Here is a 21,951-nt window from a genome sequence, read left to right as displayed (position 1 = left end):
CTTCACCTCCGGTTACTGTTTTTCCAGCCAGGCACCATAGAGTGCCGGACGGCCTACCGCTTCAAAACTGACCCCTTTCAGCGAGGGCGCGCCCGCATAAACCTGCGGTTCTTCGAAGATCGGAATCACATAGGCCTGGTCCAGCAGATAGCGCTGAACATCACCGGTCAGCTGCAGCCGTTTTGCCGGGTCAACTTCGGAAGAGACAGCCACCAGCAGCGCATTCAGTTTGTCGTCGCGGAAGTTTTTCACTTTGTCGCTGGAACCTCCTTTCTGCAGCAGGTTGTCGCGGTTGGCCGGGTAGAAGCTGCTCTTAATGACATCGGGATCGGCGCGGCCCACTTCGGTCACGTTCAGCGGCGTTTTGAGGGGATCAAGGTTATCCAGCGTTTTGCTGCCCGCATCACCCGCTTTGACGGTAAGCGCAACGCCCGCCTGTCGCCACTGCTGGGCGACCAGTTGCAGCACCTCTTTATTCTGCGGTTGCGGCAGGGATTCATAGACGGTTAATGCCAGGCGCTGACCCGCTTTCTCGCGGATGCCGTCTGCGCCCGGTTTCCATCCCGCCTGGTCCAGCAATGCCTTCGATTTCGCCAGATCAAATGTGAGTTTGTCCGCCAGATTGACGTAACCGGCAGCGGTGGTTGCGACGACGGAGGTTGCCTGCGGATAATTGGGTGAGAAGAGCGTCTCCACCACCTGCTTCGCATTGGTGGCATGCAGCAGCGCCTGACGCACCCGGATATCGCTGACCAGCGGATTATCCGGTCGGAAGCTCAGACTGTCGTTGACGCCCCGGGTCGGTGCGGCATAGACCGGGAAGTTTTGATCTTTAGCCTGCTTCTCATCGTAGGCCTGCACCTGACGGATCAGGCCTGCCTGGCCCGCCAGCAGTGCACCGATGCGCACGCTGTCCTCCGGCGTCACAATCACTTTAATCGCGTCGAGATTAGCCGGGCCCTGCTGCCGGATGTTTTTCGGCCCCCACTGATAATCTTTGCGCGCGACCAGATCCACTTCGCGACCGAGCTTCTCATCACTGACCACAAATGGCCCGGAGCCGATGATATGACGCGCATCGCCCAGCTGATCGAAACTGCGCGCCAGCGTGCTCAGCGAGACCAGCCCAGAGCCAATCGTGGCGGTGCCCTGTAAAAATCCGGGCGACGGTTTTTTGAAAATGAACTTCACCGTCAGCGGATCGATTACTTCGCTGTGGTCGTAGTTATTAATCACTTCCGAAACCGGCAGGCGCAGCGCTTTATTTCCCAGCCCGTAGGTATCAAAGTTTTTCGCTACCGCGTTCGCATCTAATGGCGTGCCATCAGAAAAGGTCACGCCCGGACGTAATTTAAAGGTGTATTCGGTTTTGTCTGCGTTAGTCGTCCAGCTTTCTGCAATCCAGGGTTCAACCTGCAGCGTTTCGGGATTCTGCCAGGTTAATTTATCGGTGATCTGATTAAGAATGCCGCCATTAGGGTAAAAGCCGCCGGCGGGCGGATAGAGGTTGGTATGTGCCTGCTGTTCCAGATAAATCAGCGTCCCGCCTTTGACCGGCGCGGCCACGGCGTTAAAGGTGAGCGTCCCGGCAAGTAAGGTAAAAACCAGCGTCCGTGTACGCGGTTTAATGGCAAATAACGTCTTCATGGTGAATTCCTTTGTTATCAATTGCCTCAGCAGGCGGAATCATCATCGAATGACGCAACACACAGATAAAGTAACGATTTGGTCAAAGCTTATCTGAAAATAATAAATGCGGGAGTGGGTGGGATTAAATCGGTGTTGTGCGTTTGCGGAATGGCAAATAAGGTTCTGCCATTCCACGATTTATTTTATTAATTACTTACCGCAGGTTAATTATGATTCCGTGCATAATCTCCGCTGACCCGCGCGCAGGAAAGCGCTGACCAGCCCCAGCCACAGCAGACCGCAGATCAGGTTCACCATGCTGAAGCCACCGGTGCCGTAACTGAAATAGGCGGTTTTAGCGGCTTCATTGCCCAGCGCAATAATCAGAATACTCACCATCCCCAGCATCGCCGCCACGCTGCCTTTGCCGGCACTGCTGGAAAAAAGTGTCATGCGATAGAGTCCGGCGTTAACCAGCCCGGTGCCAAAGCCATAGAGACTCATTCCGGCGGTCAGCCACAGATAGCTTTGCGGGTTCAGCAGGGTGGCGGTCACCGCGATGGCCAGTCCACACGCCACCGGCCAGGCACCCAGTCTAATCGGCTGTTCAATCGGCAGACGGCTGGATAATCGCCCCAGCGTCAGGTTGCCCGCGATCATGGCGGCAAAGACCGGCAGCTGCAGCAGCGCATAGTCAATGCGGCTGAACTGCGCGCCGTGGATCAAGATGACGGGTGACAGCGCGACCCAGGCGATGCAGGGCACGGTGACCAGCCCGATGGCCAGCGAACCGCGCATCACCTGACGATCTTTCAGCAATGCCGCGTAACCGCTGATTATCGATCGCAGCGACAGCGGTTTCTGACGATCGCCCGCCGTTTCAGGCATGGCATACCATAATCCGGCCAGTGACAGCGCCGCGACAGCACCAATCAGCCAGAACAGGGTGCGCCACTCACCTACGGTCAGAAAAGCCGCGCCCGCCAGCGGACCGGCCAGTGGGGCCAGCAGGGCGACGTTAGCCATCAGCGCCATCATTTTGATACTGAGCGACTCCGTGAACGCCTCCTGCACTGCCGCGTAACCTACTGCACCGATAAAGCAGAGGCTGATCCCCTGCAGGAACCGCAGCAGGACAAACTGCTCAATGCTTTGCACCCAGTGGGTCGCGATGCAGGAAAGCATAAAAAACGCCACGCCGCTGAGCAGCACCGGACGCCGACCGATACGATCCGAGAGCGGACCCAGCAGCCACTGCAGCAGAATCCCCCCGGCCAGATAGGCGGTCAGCGAGGTGGACACCCATTCCGGGCCCACCTTAAATTCCTGCGTCACCAGCAGCATGCCCGGCTGGATCATGTCATGGGCGATATAGGTGGCGAACTCAAATAACACCAGCGACAGCGGGAAGATAAGATGTCGGCGGGTCAGTTGCGCCACCGGTAAAAAAGAAGCCATTACGAATTCCTGCAATAAAACCATGAAAAAAGCGGCCACCCGAGTGACCGCATTCTATGAGTGACAGTGTAACGATTAGCGCCAGCGGGCAATCGGGTTGATCAGCGTGCCAGCAAACTTAAGGTTCTCGGCAGGATCAGAGAGGTTAATCATCTGCTGATTGTTCGCCAGCTGCAGGCGGTTCAGGCAGGAGCGGGTAAACTCCGGCGCGAACATGTCATAGCGCGCGAACTTAGTGGCATGCTCCGGGTGCGCATTCTGGTAATCCTTCACGCACTGCGCCACCGCCTGCCAGAACGCCTCTTCCGGCAGCGTTCCTGACTGATGCAGGATCGCGCTGATAAAGCGGAAGATGCAGTCAAACACATCGGTGAAGATCGACAGTAATTTGAGGTTCTCCGGCACATCGACCGCCAGACGCTGTACCCCTTCCGGCAGCACCGCGTCCGGGTTCATGACGGCGATCTCTTCGCCGATATCCTTCATATACGCACTGACCGGCACGTTGTTTTCCAGCAGCATGATCAGGTTTTCGCCGTGGGGCATAAACACCAGGTCATGCTGATAGAAGCAGTGCAGCAGCGGACTGAGATAGCAGGTCAGATAGCGCGCTATCCACTGATCCGCGGGCAAACCGGAGTCTGCGATCAGTGCGGGCAGCAGAGCCTGCTGGTGGTGATCGACGTGCAGGAATGAGGCCATGGTCATCAGACGCTGACCGGATTGCAGGCTGGCGGCAGGATTATCCCGCCACAGCGCAGCAAACATCTTTTTGTAGGCGGAATCGCCTTTGATCGCCTGCTCGTAGTAGCGGTTGTGATAGCCGACGGAGGCGACTTCGCGCAGGACGCGGAAATCACAGCGTTGCAGCCAGGCATCATTTGCTACCAGCTGTTCCAGCCAGCCATTAATGGCCGGCGTTGTCGCCATATAGTAGGGCGACAGACCGCGCATAAAGCCCATGTTCAGCACCGACAACGCGGTTTTCACATAACGTTTTGAGGGCTGGCTGCGGTTAAAGAAAGTGCGGATAGACTGCTGGGCCTGGTAAGCATCGTCGCCGGTGCCAAGATAAACGATATCGTGACTGGCGATGTCCGCTGCAAACACGGTCAGCAGTTTGTTCTGCCACTGCCATGGATGCACCGGCATCAGGATGTAGTCTTCAACCGCCAGCCCTTTGTCCACCAGTTGAGCATTGAACTGTTTCACGGTGGTGTCGCCCAGCTCATCACGCATCAGCTGCTCATAGCTCAGCTCACTGAGGCTGGAGAAATGGGCGTTGCGGCGGTGAACGGCGACCCAGATGAGGTGAACGGGCGCGGCGGCTTCCGGCGCATAGGCCAGATAATCCTGCGCATCAAAGCCAATACGGCCATTGTTGGCGACAAAGCAGGGATGGCCTTCCGTCATCGCCGCTTCCACAGTCTGGAAGTCGGCTGCGACCAGCGCCTGGCTGTCGGGATTATTCTTCTGCAGCTTATAGACGCTGCTGCACAGGGTGCTGCTGATCTCTTCCATGTAAGTCGCGAGCAGCGACTGCGGAATCCCGATCTCTCCATTGAACTCCACGATAAACTTCAGGGCATTCAGGGGCAGATCGTGGCCGTTCTCCTGCTTACGCAGCGAATCCACGTCGATTTCCCAGTGATCCAGCGCCAGCCGTGCCGCCCGGAAATGGTAGGTCGCTTCACCGCCCGGCACGGCCAGCTGATAGCCGCCATCACCTGACGCCTGCGGGGTAATGATTTTCTCATGCGCGAATTCGGCAATCGCTTTGCGAATCAGCATGCGGTTTGCCTGCGTCCAGTTGTCGCCCGTCAGATGCGTGCCGTCGGTCAGTGAAGAGGGGGTGTTCATAGTCTGCGACTCCTGCTGTAACGCGTGTTGATAATCTTCCCGCTGGCAAAAGGCCAGCCAGGCAGTTTTATGGCCCATATCGATGGTGTGCTGATAGCGGAATCCGGCGCGTTTATTCAACACGTGAATTTTTTCATTGCGCACGTCCGGCTCCACCACAACGCGCTTCACCTCGGGGCGGCTGAACATGTAGTCCATCACCAGCGTGAAGACCTGCCAGCTGAAGGCTTTAATCGGCTGGCTGGCCGGGGCGATCAGAATGTGCATGCCGTAATCATCGGGCGCGGCCGGATAGAACCTGCCGACCTCATCGTCGCAGGCGCGATAGCATTCAATCAGGCAGACGGGCTCGTCGTTGCAGCAGCCAATCAGCGCGGCATGGGGATCGGATGCGGTCAGCGTCTGATAGAACTCCGCAACCTGGTTCAGGCTCTGCTGCTGCATCCCCCAGAAGCGGGCGTAATCGCGGGTCACCCAACTGTGGATCAGCGGCGCATCGCTCTCCAGCATGGGTCTCAAGGTAAACTGGCCTGCGGGACGGGCCGCACTGAACAGTATTGATTTCATCTCAGTGCTCCGATTTAGCCGGGAAAGTCTGGAAGGCGATCTGACGCTCGATCGGATAGACCTCGCGTCCGGTCAGTTCACGCAGCAGCACCGAGTTGCGGTAGCAGGCCATGCCGAGATCCGGCGTGACAAAGCCGTGGGTATGCAGCTCGGCATTCTGCACGAAGATCTGATTGTTATGGTCGATGCTGTAGTTGCGCTGCACGTCATAACGCCCTTTGTCGTCCCAGCGCAGGCGGGCGTGGATGCCTTCTAAAAACATCGGTGGCTGGTAGTGATAGCCGGTCGCCATCACCAGTCCTTCGGTCCGGCGGGTGAAGGTGCAATCCTGCTCCTCCTGATGCAGCGTCAGCTCGAACTCTCCCTGCGGCAGCCAGCGCATCGCGGTCAGCGCCGAGTGGGTAAAGAGGTTGACGTTGAGATCCCCGTCGAGCTGTTTGACATACATCAGGTCGTAAATGTCATTGATTAAGCTGCTGTTAATCCCCTTATAGAGGTTTTTATGCCGCGCATTCAGTTCATCGCGTTTACTGGCGGGCAGGGCGTGGAAATAGTCGACCCACTCTGGCGACGTCATCTCCAGCGTCAGCTTGGTGTACTCCAGCGGATAGAAGCGTGGCGCGCGGGTGATCCAGTTGAGCTGATAGCCAAAGCGGTCGATATCGGTCAGCAGGTCGTAGTAGATTTCCGCCGCGCTCTGGCCGCTGCCCAGCACGGTGATCGAACGCTTCTGCTGCAGTTCCGCTTTGTTGACCAGATAGTGGCTGGAGTGAGTCAGGCGCTGACGGTGCGGCTGGCTGCACGCCGGCATCCAGGCCTTAGGCCCGGTACCGAGGACCAGATGACGTGCCTGATAGCGCTGCTTCTCACCGCTGCGAGTATCGGTCACCTGGAGGTGATAGATCCCGGCCGCCTCATCGTAGCTGACATATTCGACGTGGCTGTTCCAGCGCAGATTGGAGAGCCGTGAGCTGGCCCACTGGCAGTACTGGTTATACTCTTTGCGCATCAGGAAGAAGTCTTCACGGATATAAAAAGAGTATAACTTTCCCTTTTCCTTCATGTAGTTGAGCAAACTGTAAGGACTGGTCGGATCGGCGAGCGTCACCAGGTCGGCCATGAACGGCGTCTGCAGATGCGCGCTTTCCAGCATCATGCCGGTGTGCCAGTCAAAACCCGGATTCTCATCCAGGAAAATACCGTTCAGCCCCTCAACCGGCTCACTGAGACAGGCCAGGCTCAGGTTGAAGGGGCCAATGCCGATACCAATAAAATCGTAAACAGGATTATTCATTTCAGATCGCTCCCTGATTCGCCGCGTTCAGCGCAGAGGCACGAACCTGCTCGCGGCCATAATGCGCAATCAGGCTCAACACATCTTCGATGTCGGCGATGGTGGTGGTGGGATTCAACAGGGTGAATTTCAGGTACTGACGTCCATCGACTTTGGTTCCGGCGATCACCGCATTACCGGAGCGGAACAGCGCTTTACGGATTGCGGCGTTGATCTCGTCGATCTGCGCATCGCTGGCATGTTTGCCGGGAACGTAGCGGAAAATCTGGGTAGTCAGCTCAGGCGCATGCAGCACTTCGATGGCAGGATGCGCAGTTAACAACTGGTGCGCGGCCTGCGTCAGATCGATCAGAGTATCGAAGGCATCACCCAGCGCCGCCGGGCCCATCACACGCAGCGTCAGCCACATTTTCAGCGCATCAAAACGGCGGGTGGTCTGAATACTTTTGTTGACCAGATTGGGTGTGCCTTCCTGCTGCGCGCTGAGCGGATTCAGGTAATCCGCATGATGCGTGACATGCTTCAGATTCTGGCTGTCACGCACAAAAAACGCGCCGCAGCTAACGGTCTGGAAGAACGATTTGTGATAATCGACGGTCACGGAATCTGCACGTTCGATGCCATTCAGGCGTGAACGGTGATTTTCAGAGACCAGCAGGCCGCAGCCATAGGCGGCATCAACGTGCATCCATAAACCGTAATCGTCACAGAGACGGCCAATTGCTGGCAGCGGATCGATGCTGCCAAAATCGGTGGTGCCACTAGTGGCAACCACGGCAATCGGGATCAGCCCTTCACTGAGGCAGCGCTCGATTTCCTGCGCCAGACATTCTGCGTCCATGCGGTAATGGTCATCGTGATCAACGGCGATAACCGCGTCATAACCCAGCCCCAGAATCGCCATCGATTTCTGAATGCTGAAGTGGCTGAGTTTTGAGGTAAACACCCGCCATCTGGATGCGGTCTCAGGCAGGCCACGGTGTTTAATCAGGTGGCCCGGATGATGTGCCGCACACCAGCTGTCACGGGCCAGCAGCATGGCCATCAGGTTGGATTGGGTGCCGCCGCTGGTGAAGATTCCATCCGAACCGGCTGGCAGACCAATACGGCCCAGCGTCCAGTCGATCACTTTCTGCTCAATCAGCGTACCGCCTGCGCTCTGATCCCAGGTATCGACCGAGCTGTTCACCGCCGCCATAATCTGCTCTGCCATTAGCGAGGGCAGGACGACCGGGCAGTTCAGGTGCGCCAGGTATTTAGGGTGATGGAACCAGACCGCGTCACGAAGATAGAGCTGGCTCAGCTCTGCCAGCGCATCATCGTTGTTGCCCAGCGGACGATCGAGATCGACCTCGCTGAACTCCGCGGCCAGTTCGTGGGGCAGAATACCGCTGAAGGGTTTCTCTACGCCGGTGACGGTGCGGGTCATCAGCGCCAGCACCTCCTGAGTCTGCTGAGACCAGGCCGCCAGTTGCTGATCGTTAAAAATGGCCGTTTCGGCACCGCTGGCATTCGAGGCTGGTGCGAGATCCCGTGCCGCCTGAGTGGATGAGCGTAAAAGCATGTTCAGTTCCTGTGCGTTAATACCAGTGACCCTGCCGGCTTTAAGCCAGCAGCGTTGGATGTCCGCTCAACAACTCCAGTAAACATAAAACTAACTAACCAGATAAAATCCCTGACAACCTTGTGGATCAGGGTTTTCACCTTAAAAAAAGAAAATACCGCATATTATTTGTGGATTTGGCAGCGTTAAACGCTTTGTTATATGCGGATGAGAGTGTAAATGTTAATCATTATCATTCAAATGTTTTGTTGTTAAATTTTATTTATTAGCGCACCTAATGTAGAAACTGTGACGCAGATCACTTTTATCGATCGGAATAGTCCTTTTTTAGAGGTGATGAGCGCCAGTGAGTTGTCAGTTAGCGGGGGATGAGGGGGGATTTACAGGTCGGTTGCGGGCTAAAAATATCGCGAGTGGTGACCCAGGGCGATGCAAATTGAGGCTCATTCAGCCGGGTACAAGGGCGGGGCCGGAAGCAGATGAAACAGAAACACCCCGAAAGGGCTAAATGCCCTTACGGGGTTATTACGCGCTCTGATTACCCTGCATCCGGTTCAGCAGGCACTTTCTTTTTGGCCATGAAGTTATAAATCACTAACAGGCCAAAAATACCGGTGATGATCAGGGTGATGGTTCCCTTATCCATAAAGTGAGCCATATTACCCAGCAGGATGCCGGTCACGCCGAAATCGGTATCTGAGAAAGTGGTGTTGGTCAGCCCAATCTGTCCGAGCACCGGCAGCAGGGCGACGGGCAGGAAGGTAATTAACAGGCCATGCGCAAAGGCACCGCAAATCGCTCCGCGCTTGCCACCGGTCGCATTACCAAATACACCCGCCGTCGCACCACAGAAGAAGTGGGGAACCACGCCCGGCAGAATTAATACCCAGTGCAGCTGACCGAGCACAAACAGCCCCACCAGGCCACCGACAAAGCTGGAGATAAAGCCAACCAGCACGGCATTCGGGGCATAAGGGAAGACAATCGGGCAATCCAGCGCGGGTCTGGCATCCGGCACCAGTTTTTCTGAAAAGCCGGTAAAGGCAGGGACGATTTCAGCCAGAATTAACCGCACACCCTGCAGAATAATAAAGACGCCCGCCGCAAAGGTAATGGCCTGGATAAAGGAGTATACCAGGTAGTTCTGGCCATGACTGAAGTTGGCCTCCACATACTCTTTACCTGCAGAGACCGACAGGATTAAGTAAATAATCATCATCGTCAGCGAGATGGAGATCGTACTGTCGCGCAAAAAACTGAGGTTTTTTGGCATGTTCATTTCTTCGGTGGATTTAGATCCTTTACCGACGACAGATCCGATCCAGCCTGACAAGACATAGCCAATGGTGCCGGTATGCGCCAGCGCAACCTGGTCACCCCCGATGATCTTACGCATATAGGGCTGAGCTATCGCCGGGAAGGTCGCCATCAGAATACCTAACAGCAGTGACCCGGTGTAAATGAGCTGAACACCTTCAAAACCGGCAACCGATAAAATAATCGCGATCATACAGGCCATATAGAACGTCACATGTCCTGAAAGATAGATATATTTCAGTCGGGTAAAGCGGGCGACGACGATATTGGCGACCATACCAAAGGCCATGATCATCGTGGTTGGCGCACCATATTTAGCCAGGGCGATAGAGACCATCGCTTCGTTATTAGGAATGATGCCCTGAACATCAAACGCATGTTTGAAAATGTCGCCCAGCGGCGTCAGGGAACCGACCAGAACGGTCGCTCCGCCTGCCAGCACCAGAAAGCCCAGAATGGTTTTTACCGTGCCCTTAATAACATCAGGAAACGGCTTCTTCTGCGCAATCAGTCCGAAACATGCCACCAGTCCGACTAATATTGAGGGCACTTTCAGCACGTCGACGACGAACTGCAAAAGATTTTGAGTAAACATATTAACCTCGAGGGTAAGGTGTTTATCTGATTATTAGTGTCAGTTTTTCTCAAAATACTCGCGTATTTTTTGCTCTATTTCTTTCAGGTCGATAATGTTGTTGATGATGATGACCTTCTGTTCCGGAAGGTTGGCGCTGTAAGCAATGTCTTTTGCCATCACAAAAACATCCGCCACATCCGGGGTCACCGAGCCGAGATCGGAATGTTCGACTTCCGCTTCAACGCCGATTGTTTTAAGCACTTTTTTGATGTTCATTTCCATCATGAAGCTGCTGCCCAGACCTGAACCACACACCGCCATAATTTTCATATGTAACCTCGTTAACTGTTGATCAAAAATCGTGTTTCAGCGGGCATTTCAGACGCCCGATAAAATCGTCGTGAGCGCTTCTTTGCTGGTGGCATTGAAGAGCTGTGCCATGATCGCTTCATCTGACAAAACCTCTGCCAGCTCAGAAATCATTTCGATATGGCTGTTACTGTCCGGCGCGGCAAACATAAATATGGCCTTCACCGGATCGTTTTCGTCGGAGTCAAACTTCACGGGTGTGCCCAGCAGCACAATCGACAACCCCAGTTTGTGCGCGCCCTGTTCCGGGCGGGCGTGGGGCATGGCAATCTGCGGTGCGATAACAAAAAAGGGACCGATCTCCTCTTTCTGTCGAATGATGGCATCAATGTAATCCTGCGATATGGCGCCCTCGGTGAGCAGAGGACGTGCCGCAATGACTAACGCTTCCTGCCAGTCAGCAACGCTTTCGACATACTGAATTTTCTCGTTGTTTAACCACTTAGCCAGGTGTGACATCGCCTTGCTCCTGCTGAAAAATGTCTGAGTATGTACAGTCAGTTATTGAGAAATACTCCCTCCATCCCTTTTCAACTGAACCCGCTGAAAACCCAATCCCACTTAAATCACAGGAATATAAAGGGGGTAAGATGCGTAAAAGAGCGTGTTCTCAATCAGTTAAGATAAAAAATTTTTCTCACTGCGGACACAAAGTTATATTTCACTTTTGTCATCACATCTGTACATGTTAAAGATGTCTAGTCATCCTGATGATGTCCTTCGACGTGTACGGACACAACATGTAAAATTAAAATATTGCTGAACAGGCTTAACATCAGTGCCAATTTGCTAAGTTGATCACATATTCAGCGAGCCACAGTGGTACTCATCCGGCAATGTCAGGCAGAACTGTACTGACACGGATTAGAAGGAGCCTGTCCTTCACTCAAAGGGGAAGAAAGCCAATGGTTGATGGCATGACTGAGAAACAAAAAGAGGTTGTTGATTACATCCTCAATAAAATTAAGGATGATGGCCTTCGACCTGGGGAAAAGCTGGATACCGAAATATCCATTGCCAAAAATATCGGCATAACACGCGCAACGGTGCGAGAGGCCACACGCATTCTGGTGGAGCAGCAGAGAATATACCGGGTGAAGGGATCGGGTATTTTTGTGGGTTCCACTGAGGTCAGTAGCCAGGCCCACAGGTATCATGTGCTTTCACCTTTTGATTATCAGGCGCAAAGAAATGGCCATAAAGGTGTCAGGAAAATCATTTCGGTCAGTATTATCAGAGTCCCTTCAGCGGACATGGCCCAGGCACTGCGCATAAAGAACAGCGATCAGATTTATAAAATTTTACGCCTGATGTGTTTCGATGACATTCCGGTCGCGCTGGAGCAAATTCACCTGCCGGTAAATATGTTTAACAGCATGGAGTTCAGTAAGCTGGAAATCTCCAAATATTCCTACATTGAAGAAGTGACGGGAAAGAAAGTCCAGCTCAGAGACCAGCATTTAACGGCCGTCAATCTTACGGATACCCAATCACTGACGCTGCTTAAATTAGCGGAAGGCGATGCGGTCATCCAGCTTAATGAAACCGTTTTTCTCGATGACGGGGTGCCCTGCGAAGTCAATGTGGCGATTATCAATACCCGCTATTTCCCTCTGAAACAAAATTCTCAGCGGCCTTAGGCATTTAATCATTTATCCCGTTATTCCTGTGCACAGGTAATGATCGATGAGATCTGTTATTTAGCGTTTACAGCTCTCGATACCTAAGATTATTTTCTGCAATCCTTTGCCATTTCAGCGGTTTTCATCGCATTTTGATGAGGCAATAAACAGCGTTATCCGCCAGGACGTGTTATAAGGCCCTGTTTCAGCGCGTTTACCCTCCATTTTCCTTTCAGCCCTCCCCATTATGACGAATCCAATAAAGCATAAAACAATATGATGTTTTACCCCTAATCGACGGCGCAGCACACTGGTCAGCAACCGGAATAAATAAGGACCAGGTGAATGGGATATCGATTAAGTCTGTTAGATAAAGCGCCCGTGCTGCAGGGCGAGTCGCCCACTGCCGCACTTCAGCGCACGCTGCAACTGGCCCAGTTAGCAGAAGAGTGGGGCTATCACCGCTTCTGGCTGGCGGAACATCACAACACCGCGCAGCTCGCCAGTCCTTCACCGGAAGTGTTGATTGCCTGGATCATTGCCCAGACCCGTCATATTCGTGTCGGATCGGGTGGGGTGATGTTGCAGCACTACAGCCCCTACAAAGTGGCAGAGAACTTTAACCTGCTCGCCTCCCTGGCACCGGGCCGCATCGATCTGGGCGTGGGGAAAGCGCCGGGCGGGTTGCCGCTCTCCACGCATGCACTGCAACAGGGTGTCGATGCGGCTAAAAAAGGGAGCTTTGCCGAACAGCTCAGACTGCTGGATAGCTGGCTGAAGCCGTCGCAGTCGCATCCCGACGATGAGGGCTTAGCCGCCACGCCGCTGCCGTCACGTCCGACTAACCGTTTTCTGCTGGGGGCCAGTGAAGAGAGTGCCCGGCTGGCCGCCAGTCTGGGCTGGCAGTTTGTCTTTGCGGCTCACCTCAATGGCGATCGGCAGTTGCTGGAGAACGCGCTGAGTACCTTCTCCCGTCTGAGTCACGGCCAGCGCGCACTGGTGGCCGTGCAGGTGGTGGTGGCCGACTCACCCGCTGGCGCAGACCTGCTGGTTTCAGGTCTGCGTCATTATCACGTGGCGGTGAAAGATGGCCCAGGCGTCAACGTTGCCAGTCTGGAGCAGGCCGAACGCTATGTGCGGCAGGGCGGTTATCAGGATTACAAAATAGAGCCGCGCACGCCGTCACTGCTGAAAGGGACGGCAGCGCAGGTTCATGCCCAGCTGGACGCACTGCATCATAATTTTGATATCGACGAGTTTGTTGTCGACACGCCGATTACCGAGCCGTTTGCCCGCCTGAAGTCACTCGAACTGCTGGCCACACATACTCTGGTTGCCGCCTGAACCTCAGTGGAGAGTCATCATGAACCCTGCGTCACAACTGATCGAATGGCGACGAGAACTGCACACCTGGCCAGAACTGTCGGGTCAGGAATTTGCGACCACTGCGCGACTGCGCGGCTGGTTACAGGCCGCGGGCATCCGGCTGCTGGACTATCCCCTTGAGACGGGCCTGGTAGCGGAGGTTGGCCGCGGGGAGACGGTGATAGCCCTGCGCGCCGACATTGACGCGTTGCCGATCCATGAAGCGAGCGGGGTACGTTTTCATTCCCGTCATCCTGGCGTGATGCACGCCTGCGGTCATGACCTGCACACTGCGGTGATGCTGGGTGCCGCGCTGCAGCTCAACGCGCAGGCCGATGCGTTGCCTGGCCGGGTACGTATCCTGTTTCAGCCCGCTGAGGAGATCGCACGCGGCGCGCGTCAGTTTATCGACGCAGGCGTACTGGATGAGGTGCAGGCCATTTTTGGTATGCACAATGAGCCGTCGCTGCCCGTCGGCACCTTCGCCACCCGCAATGGGGCGTTCTACGCCAATACGGACAAATTTATCATCCGCGTCACCGGCAAAGGCGCACATGCCGCCTATCCGGAACAGGGCGTCGACAGCATCGTTACCGCCAGCCAGATTATTCAGGCACTGCAGGGACTCACCAGCCGCAGCTTCAGTGCGCTGGACAGCCTGGTTCTGAGCATTACCCGTATCGACGGCGGCAAAAGCTGGAACGTGTTGCCAGGCGGCGTTGAGTTTGGCGGCACGGCCCGTACCCACGATTTACAGCTGCGCGCGGAACTGGAACAGCGGGTGCGCACGCTGGTTGAGCACTTTGCCGAAGCCCATGGCGCGCAGGCGACGCTGAGCTGGCATCCTGGCCCGCCGGTGCTGATCAACGACGCGCACTGGGCAGACTTCAGCCGTGATGTGGCGCAGCAGGCGGGCTACCAGGTGCAGGCCGCCGAACTGCATCTGCTGGGTGAGGATTTTGCCTTCTATCTGCAACAGGTACCGGGTGCGTTTGTCAGCATCGGCAGTGCCAGTGATTTTGGTCTTCACCACGCCAGCTTTACCCCGGATGAGGCGCTGATTGCCCCCGCCGCCGACTACTTCGCCCGACTGGCCCGCCAGGCGCTGCAACATCTTAATGCGCGATGTCGGGAATCCACTCTGAACTGACTTCATCTGCAGCCCGCTCAATCACGACGGTTCTGAACACCGTCGTCGGGCATCGCTACGACTAAAAAAGAGAGAGCATCATGACCACAAGACAACTTCGGCTGGGCACTATTCTGCATGGCGCATCGGGAAATATGTCCGCCTGGCGTCATCCGGCGGCACAGGCCGATGCCAGCATCAACCTGGATTACGCCAAAAAAATTGCCCGCAAGGCCGAGCAGGGCAAGCTCGACTTTCTGTTTGTCGCCGACGGGTTGTTTATCAACGAGAAGTCGATCCCGCACTTTCTCAATCGCTTTGAGCCGCTGACGCTGCTCTCTGCACTGGCGGGCGTGACGGAGCATCTGGGACTGGTCGGTACCGTTTCCACCTCTTACAGCGAACCGTTTACCGTGGCGCGTCAGTTTGCCAGCCTCGATCACCTCAGCGGCGGTCGCGCGGGCTGGAACGTGGTGACCTCACCGCTGGAAGGGTCTGCGAAAAACTTCTCCCGCCAGAAACACCCGGAGCACGCGTTGCGGTATCGCATTGCGGATGAGTATCTGCAGGTGGTGAAAGGCTTATGGGATTCGTGGGAGCAGGATGCCTTTGTGCGCGACAAAGAGAGCGGACAGTTCTTCGATCCGGCAAAACTGCATACGCTCGATCATCACGGTGACTTCTTCCAGGTTCAGGGACCGCTGAACATCGCCCGCACGCCGCAGGGTCGTCCGATTATCTTCCAGGCCGGGGCGTCTGACGATGGTAAAAAGCTGGCGGCGCGGCATGCTGACGCCATCTTTACCCATCAGCCAACCCGTGAAGACGCGCAGGCGTTTTATCAGGATGTGAAGCAGCAACTGGTGGCGAACGGTCGTCAGCCCGAAGATCTGCACATCTTCCAGGGCGTCAGTGTGATTGTTGGCGATGATGCAGCGGACGTCGAGCGTCAGTATCAGACCACGGCGGCACTGGTGTCGATTACCGATGCGCTTAACTACCTCGGTCGTTTCTTCGACCATCATGATTTCTCGCAGTATCCGCTGGATCAGCCTTTCCCGGACATTGGCGACATCGGTCAGAATAGCTTCCGCAGCACCACTGACGAGATCAAACGCAAAGCCAGAGAGCACGGGCATACCCTGCGCCAGGCGGCGCTGGAAGCCGCCACTCCGCGTCCGTTGTTTCACGGCACGCCGGAAGAGGTGGCGGATGGCCTGCAGCAGTGGTTCGAAACCCAGGCCGCTGATGGCTTCATCATTAATGGCGGCACGCCCGATACCTTTGAACGTTTTGTCGATCGCGTGGTGCCGATTCTGCAGGCTCGCGGCCTGACGCGCCGTGACTATCCGGGCAGTACTCTGCGCGACAGCTTCGCCCTGAAACAACCCGTTAATCAGTTCATCTCACATTAAGGGCACAAGCCATGAAAAATACCTCGCGTCTTCTCGCCCTGCTTGTTCTGGCAGCCAGCAGCCATGCGCTGGCTGAGGACACCAGCGTCTCCTATAACGGCCAGCGCGTCAGCCTGGAAGCAAATAAAGCGCCGATTAATACCGTGAAGAATCCGGATGCCATCGCGCAGCTGCCTGCCGGTCATCACTTTGTGGTGCCGGGTTCCTTTACCGTGGCGGTCGCGGCGCTGAATTCGCCACCACTGACCGTGTTTTCCGATGACAACAAAACCCTGCTCGGCAGTGAAGTGGACATCGCGCGCCTGGTCGCCGACAGCCTGGGACTGAAACTCAACGTCGTGCCTGCATCGTGGGAAGACTGGCCGCTGGGTGTTGCCTCCGGCAAGTATGATGCGGCGATCTCCAACATCACCGTGACCAGAGATCGTAAGGAGAAGTTCGACTTCGCCACCTACCGCAAAGACTCGCTGGGCTTCTATGTCAAAACCAGCAGCCCCATTAAATCACTGACCAAAGCTGAAGATATCGCCGGACTGAGGATCATCGTGGGATCCGGCACCAACCAGGAAGCGATTCTGCTGGCGTGGGATAAAGAGAATCAGGCAAAGGGTCTGAAAGCCTTTACCCCGATTTACGCCAAAGATGACGCCGCTCAGACGCTGGCGCTGCAGGCCGGGCGCGCTGATGCCTACTTCGGTCCCAACGTGATCGGTGCCTGGAAAGCAGCACTGACCGGTAAAACCCGACTGGTGGGCAGCGTTGATGGCGGCTGGCCAAAGGCGGCACACATTGCCGTTACCGTGAAGAAAGGCAGCGGGCTGGCGGAACCGATCAGCACCGCGCTGAACGGCGTGATTGGCAATGGCGATTATCAGAAGGTGCTGAACCGCTGGGGCGAAGGGGTTGAGAAGATCGACCGTTCTGAAATCAATCCCGCCGGGCTGGGCGACTAAGGAGCTGACCATGAGTGAATCCACTTTTCGCGAAGTGTCGCCCGAGGCACCGGAGCTGCAGCCGATTCTCGGCGGCCTGTTCGGTGAATATTCGGCGCGCTACGGCGACTACTTTGCCCGTCATAAAGAGCAGGAGCTGACCGAATGGTATCTGCCGCCGCAGGGGCTGTTTATTGTGCTGGAGCGTGACGGCGAGATTATTGCGATGGGCGCTTACAAACCCTATGACCCGCAAACCGCCGAGCTGAAACGCATCTGGACCCGCAGCGATCTGCGCCGTCAGGGGCTGGCGCTGGTGGTGTTGCAGGAGCTGGAGCGTCGCGCCCTGCAGGCGGGTTATCAGCGGCTGTTCCTCACTACCGGCTTCCGTCAGCCGGAGGCGGTACGGCTCTATACCGGTCACGGGTATCAGCCTCAGTTTGACCTCAGCGGTGACCTGGAACGTTACGGCCAGCCACCCCACGACGGACGGCTGCGTTTTATCAAAGTGATCGGCGTGGTTAACGTCGCCGAAGCGAGTTAAGGAGTGACGATGAGCAAACATCAACATCTGCAGGTCGTGCCCGCGCGTTATCCGGCACGCACCGCCGGGGCTATCGTCGCGCTGTTTATTCTGGCGGGCGTGGTGCAGTCGGTGGCCTTTAATCCGCGCTGGGAGTGGAGCGTGTTCGCCCGCTGGTTCTTTGATCCAGTCATCCTGCACGGTCTGGGTCAGACGCTGCTGCTGACCCTGCTGGGCACGGTATTCAGCCTGTTTTTGGGCGGGCTGCTGGCGCTGGCACGCCTCTCTTCGTCGTGGCTGCTGAGCACGCTGGCGTGGGGTTATATCTGGCTGTTCCGTTCACTGCCGCTGATTGTGGTGCTGATCATTCTTTATAACTTCTCCTATCTCTACGACACCCTGTCGCTCGGCATTCCGTTTACCGGCCTGTCGTGGGGCGCGTTTCAGACGATTAACGTACTGGGCCAGTTTCAGGCAGCCGTGATCGGTCTGACGCTGGTGCAGGCGGCTTACAGTGCGGAGATTATTCGCGGCGGGATCCTCGGCGTCGATCACGGTCAGGTGGAAGCCGCGTCCGCGCTGGGTCTCTCTGCGACACGTCGCACCTTCCGCATCATTCTGCCGCAGGCGCTGCGCGCCATTATCCCTACTGCGTTCAACGAGATCATCAGCCTGGCGAAAGGCACCTCCGTGGTTTACGTGCTGGCGATGCCGGAGCTGTTTTACACCATCCAGATGATCTACAACCGCAATCAGGAAGTGATCCCGCTACTGATGGTGGGAGCCGCCTGGTATCTGATCATTACTACCGTTCTGTCCGTAATTCAGTACAACGCTGAACGCTGGATGGCCCGCAGCGTCACGCGTGAACCGCAACCCTCTCGCTGGCGACAGTGGCGCAACCGCGTCACGCCACTTCATCCGACCGAGGAGATCAGCCATGTCCGAAGCCATTGATTACCGCACCTCACACACGACCGGTGCCATCAGCATTACCGGCGTCAGTAAACGATTTGGTAAACATAAAGCGCTGGATGATGTCTCGCTGTCGCTGGAGCCCGGCTCCGTCACGGTGATCCTCGGGCCATCCGGTTCCGGTAAATCCACGCTGCTCCGTACCATCAATCATCTGGAGCGGGTCGATGAGGGATTCATTCAGATTGATGGCGACTACATCGGCTATCAGCAGCGCGGCAATAAGCTGTATGAGCTGAAAGAGAAGGCGATTCTGCGGCAGCGTATCAACGTCGGCTATGTGTTTCAGAACTTCAATCTGTTTCCGCACCTCAGCGTGCTGGACAACCTGATTGAAGCGCCGGTGGCGCATCGGCAGTTAACCAGACCGGAAGCGATAGCGCGGGCGGGTGAACTGCTGGATATTGTCGGCCTGCGCCATAAAGCCGATGCCTGGCCGCGCCACCTGTCGGGCGGGCAGCAGCAGCGCATCGCCATTGCGCGGGCGCTGATGCTCAATCCGCGCGTGATGCTGTTTGATGAGCCGACTTCGGCGCTGGACCCGGAGCTGGTCGGCGAAGTGCTCGACGTGATTAAAAAGCTGGCGCGTTCCGGCACCACGCTGGTGATTGTGACCCATGAGATCGGCTTCGCCCGCGAAGTGGCGGACAACGTGGTCTTTATGGTGGATGGCCGGATTGTAGAGCAGGGCAGTACGACTCAGGTGCTCAACAATCCGCGTCATGAACGCACCCGCCGTTTTCTGGCGCGCGTGTTATGAGGGCGCTGACGTTCACGGTGCTGGCGCTGCTCCCGACGCTGGGGTATGCAGCGGCAGCGAAACTTGATGTTCTGCAAAACGAGACACCGATCCATGCGTCGGCTAATCCAGAGGCAATCAGAAAAATTCCGGCTGATTACCACTTTATTGAACCTGGCACGCTGACGGTCGCGACCTCTGCCACTAACTCACCACCGCTGTCGCTGCTGGCGTCTGACAATGTGACGCGGATCGGCAGCGATCCTGACATCGCCAGACTGCTGGCGGACAGTCTGGGATTAAAGCTGAAGCTGGTGCCAGCGTCGTGGGAGGACTGGCCGCTGGGTATCAGCGCCGGACGCTATGATGTCGCGATGTTTAATATTGCCGTCACCGAAGAGCGTAAGAAGAAGTTCGACTTTGCGACCTATCGTGCCGACAATCACGCCTTTGCGGTGAAAAGCGACAGTCACATCAGCCGGATTGATCGGCCTGCTGATATTGCCGGTAAGCGGATCATCGTCTCGTCGGGCACCAATCAGGAGCGCATATTGCTGAGCTGGGATCAGCAGAACCGGGCCAACGGTCTGCCCGCGGTAACGCCGGTTTATCTCACTGACGATGCTTCAGCCACGCTGACGCTGCTGTCGGGACGGGCCGATGCCATCTTTGGCCCTCACTCGATGGCGGCATGGAAAGTGGCGTCGCGCGGGCAGACAAAGCTGGTAGGGAGCGGGCCGTTTCGCGCGTGGGTGGCCGTAACCACCAAAAAAGGCAATGGCCTGGCCCCCGCACTGCAGACGGCGCTGGATGGCACTATCAAAGACGGGCAGTATCAGCAGGTATTAGCCCGCTGGGGCGAACAGGATGAAGCCATCGCACAATCGACGGTGAATCCACCGGGCATTGTTTACTGAGTCCGCAGCGCCGGTGGCCGCACCGGCGCTGCATTAAATTTGCGTGCCAGAACAAGGCCGCATCACCGCCTGCGTCTCTCTCGTCTGACCGCGCGCTGTTCGCAGCGCCTGACCGAATTGGGCTACACTCTTCAGCGTTACTGATTTATCCTGCCCGCTTGTTTCCGTTAAAATTCAGTGCGTGGCGGAGTAATTAACCTGGAAGCCCCATGAAAATCAGATTCCTTTCTGCCAATGAGCCGAAACTGGCTGAGGTGCGCAAAATACTCGAACCCATCGGGGTCGAAGTTCTGCCCATCGCCCGTCGCATCGAAGAAATTCAGACCGAAAATGAGCTCGACCTGGTGCGCGATAAACTGACCAAAGCCTTTTCCCTGATTGGCCGGCCGCTGTTTGTGGAGCATACCGGCCTCTATCTGGATGGCCTGAATGGTCTGCCCGCCGGTCTGACCCGCATTTTCTGGAACCGCCTGGACGCGGAGCGCTTTACCGCGCTGGTGCAGGGACTCGACAGCCAGGCCGTGACGGCCAAAACGGTGCTGGGGTACTGCGATGGCCGCAAAATGTACCAGTTTTCTGGCGAACTGCGCGGTACCATCGCCGCGAAACCTGCCGGGACGCGCGGCTTCCAGTGGGACTGCGTGTTTATTCCCGAAGGCTATGAGCAGACCTTTGCAGAAATGGGCGAACTCAAGAATGAGATCTCGATGCGGCGCATCGCGCTGGATCGCTTCGCCACCTTTTTAAAAACCTCGCGGGGAGTGGCATGAAACCTGAACTTAAACGCGCCTATGATTCCGGCAAACTGATTCTGTTCGCCGGTGCCGGTATATCGCGCAATTTTGGTCTTCCCGAGTGGCATGAACTGATTGCTCATCTGGCTAACGAGCTGGGTTACGACCCTAAAATCTTTAATACCTATGGCACGCATCTGTCGCTGGCAGAATATTACAAACAGAAGAAAGGTTCGCTTGGCCCGCTGCGCAGCTGGATGGATCGCGAGTGGCACCGCCCGGATATCGATGTCCGGTCTTCTGAAATTCATACCATGATTACGCAGGGTAATTTCTCGCGCATCTACACCACCAATTACGATCGCTGGCTGGAAGCGGCGCACGATGCGCACGGTGTTCCTTATTACAAAGTAGCGAACGCCGCTGACCTGGTCTCGCTGACTGAAGATAAGCGTCACATCATCAAGCTGCACGGCGATTTCGATGATGACACCTCGATTGTGCTCGATGAGAGCAGCTATTTTGAACGTCTCTATTTTGACTCGCCGCTCGACATCAAACTGACCCATGACGTGATGGGCAATTCCGTGCTGTTTGTCGGCTACAGCATCAGCGACTTTAACATTCGCCTGCTGTTCTACCGTCTGACCAAGATGTGGGGCCGTACCGGGCTGGCAACCGCCCGGCCAAAATCGTACCTGTTCACCAACCGCAACAACCCGGTGGCCAAAGAGGTGCTGGGGCAGTGGGGGATCGAGGTGATCGTTTCCGAAGAGGACGATCCGCGCAAGGCACTGGCGATGTTCCTCGAAGAGTTGCTGGTATAGTCAGCGTCGTTTCCGGCAGAGAAGCGTCAGGAAAAAGAAAAAAACCTGCGCACGGTTAAGGTTAGCCCGCATGCAACCGATAAACGCTATTCTCTGCTGGCAAAGCATAACCGGCATGATATACTGTATGTATACACA

At 56.0% G+C, this 21,951-nt stretch carries 19 protein-coding genes; 11 read left to right on the top strand and 8 right to left on the bottom strand.

The window, feature by feature from the left end; all coding sequences use genetic code 11:
• Positions 1 to 12: 12 nt before the first annotated feature.
• From PU624_RS03185 to PU624_RS03150, 8 genes are all read right to left on the bottom strand, one after another.
• The gene (locus tag PU624_RS03185; RefSeq protein WP_283544839.1) at positions 13 to 1,647 is read right to left on the bottom strand and encodes a TIGR04028 family ABC transporter substrate-binding protein; all 1,635 of its coding nucleotides are present in this window, start codon (positions 1,645 to 1,647) and stop codon (positions 13 to 15) included.
• A gap of 210 nt (positions 1,648 to 1,857) precedes the next feature.
• Positions 1,858 to 3,087, bottom strand: a complete 1,230-nt coding sequence (locus tag PU624_RS03180; protein WP_283544838.1) for an MFS transporter — start codon at positions 3,085 to 3,087, stop codon at positions 1,858 to 1,860.
• 75 nt (positions 3,088 to 3,162) lie between these two features.
• Entirely contained in the window at positions 3,163 to 5,514 is a 2,352-nt protein-coding gene (locus tag PU624_RS03175; protein ID WP_283544837.1) for a GNAT family N-acetyltransferase, read from the bottom strand.
• Position 5,515: 1 nt separating this feature from the next.
• Positions 5,516 to 6,808: a lysine N(6)-hydroxylase/L-ornithine N(5)-oxygenase family protein gene (locus PU624_RS03170; protein WP_283544836.1), complete on the bottom strand. Its 1,293-nt coding sequence runs from the start codon at positions 6,806 to 6,808 to the stop codon at positions 5,516 to 5,518.
• 1 nt (position 6,809) lies between these two features.
• Positions 6,810 to 8,372: a pyridoxal phosphate-dependent decarboxylase family protein gene (locus PU624_RS03165; protein WP_283544835.1), complete on the bottom strand. Its 1,563-nt coding sequence runs from the start codon at positions 8,370 to 8,372 to the stop codon at positions 6,810 to 6,812.
• A gap of 538 nt (positions 8,373 to 8,910) precedes the next feature.
• Complete coding sequence (gene ulaA, locus PU624_RS03160) at positions 8,911 to 10,284, bottom strand: PTS ascorbate transporter subunit IIC (protein ID WP_283544834.1); 1,374 nt, start codon at positions 10,282 to 10,284, stop codon at positions 8,911 to 8,913.
• 39 nt (positions 10,285 to 10,323) lie between these two features.
• Positions 10,324 to 10,596: a PTS sugar transporter subunit IIB gene (locus PU624_RS03155; protein ID WP_283544833.1), complete on the bottom strand. Its 273-nt coding sequence runs from the start codon at positions 10,594 to 10,596 to the stop codon at positions 10,324 to 10,326.
• Positions 10,597 to 10,644: 48 nt separating this feature from the next.
• Complete coding sequence (locus PU624_RS03150) at positions 10,645 to 11,094, bottom strand: PTS sugar transporter subunit IIA (protein ID WP_283544832.1); 450 nt, start codon at positions 11,092 to 11,094, stop codon at positions 10,645 to 10,647.
• Positions 11,095 to 11,540: 446 nt separating this feature from the next.
• Between PU624_RS03150 and PU624_RS03145 the strand changes: the two genes are divergently transcribed.
• The 11 genes from PU624_RS03145 (at position 11,541) to PU624_RS03095 (ending at position 21,813) form a co-directional block, all read left to right on the top strand.
• On the top strand, positions 11,541 to 12,275 hold the full coding sequence (locus tag PU624_RS03145) for a GntR family transcriptional regulator (RefSeq protein WP_283544831.1): 735 nt from the start codon (positions 11,541 to 11,543) through the stop codon (positions 12,273 to 12,275).
• 327 nt (positions 12,276 to 12,602) lie between these two features.
• Positions 12,603 to 13,601 (top strand): MsnO8 family LLM class oxidoreductase, encoded by a 999-nt coding sequence (locus tag PU624_RS03140; protein WP_283544830.1) that lies wholly within the window; start codon positions 12,603 to 12,605, stop codon positions 13,599 to 13,601.
• A gap of 19 nt (positions 13,602 to 13,620) precedes the next feature.
• Complete coding sequence (locus tag PU624_RS03135) at positions 13,621 to 14,772, top strand: amidohydrolase (protein WP_283544829.1); 1,152 nt, start codon at positions 13,621 to 13,623, stop codon at positions 14,770 to 14,772.
• A gap of 80 nt (positions 14,773 to 14,852) precedes the next feature.
• Positions 14,853 to 16,166, top strand: a complete 1,314-nt coding sequence (locus tag PU624_RS03130) for an LLM class flavin-dependent oxidoreductase (protein WP_283544828.1) — start codon at positions 14,853 to 14,855, stop codon at positions 16,164 to 16,166.
• 11 nt (positions 16,167 to 16,177) lie between these two features.
• Entirely contained in the window at positions 16,178 to 17,119 is a 942-nt protein-coding gene (locus PU624_RS03125; RefSeq protein WP_283544827.1) for an ABC transporter substrate-binding protein, read from the top strand.
• A 10-nt stretch (positions 17,120 to 17,129) separates the two neighbouring features.
• Positions 17,130 to 17,642, top strand: coding sequence for a GNAT family N-acetyltransferase (locus PU624_RS03120; protein ID WP_283544826.1), 513 nt, complete (start codon positions 17,130 to 17,132; stop codon positions 17,640 to 17,642).
• A 9-nt stretch (positions 17,643 to 17,651) separates the two neighbouring features.
• Complete coding sequence (locus PU624_RS03115) at positions 17,652 to 18,578, top strand: amino acid ABC transporter permease (protein WP_283544825.1); 927 nt, start codon at positions 17,652 to 17,654, stop codon at positions 18,576 to 18,578.
• On the top strand, positions 18,562 to 19,356 hold the full coding sequence (locus tag PU624_RS03110; RefSeq protein WP_283544824.1) for an amino acid ABC transporter ATP-binding protein: 795 nt from the start codon (positions 18,562 to 18,564) through the stop codon (positions 19,354 to 19,356). The genes PU624_RS03115 and PU624_RS03110 overlap by 17 nt, the downstream gene beginning before the upstream one ends.
• Positions 19,353 to 20,252, top strand: a complete 900-nt coding sequence (locus tag PU624_RS03105) for an ABC transporter substrate-binding protein (RefSeq protein WP_283544823.1) — start codon at positions 19,353 to 19,355, stop codon at positions 20,250 to 20,252. Before PU624_RS03110 ends, PU624_RS03105 begins: the two co-directional genes overlap by 4 nt.
• 209 nt (positions 20,253 to 20,461) lie before the next feature.
• Entirely contained in the window at positions 20,462 to 21,022 is a 561-nt protein-coding gene (locus PU624_RS03100) for a non-canonical purine NTP pyrophosphatase (RefSeq protein ID WP_090965337.1), read from the top strand.
• Complete coding sequence (locus tag PU624_RS03095; protein ID WP_003855101.1) at positions 21,019 to 21,813, top strand: SIR2 family protein; 795 nt, start codon at positions 21,019 to 21,021, stop codon at positions 21,811 to 21,813. Before PU624_RS03100 ends, PU624_RS03095 begins: the two co-directional genes overlap by 4 nt.
• Positions 21,814 to 21,951: the final 138 nt, after the last annotated feature.

It is taken from the genome of Pantoea sp. Lij88 (assembly GCF_030062155.1).
GTDB lineage: Bacteria > Pseudomonadota > Gammaproteobacteria > Enterobacterales > Enterobacteriaceae > Pantoea.
This window is presented reverse-complemented; position numbering and strand designations above follow the sequence as displayed.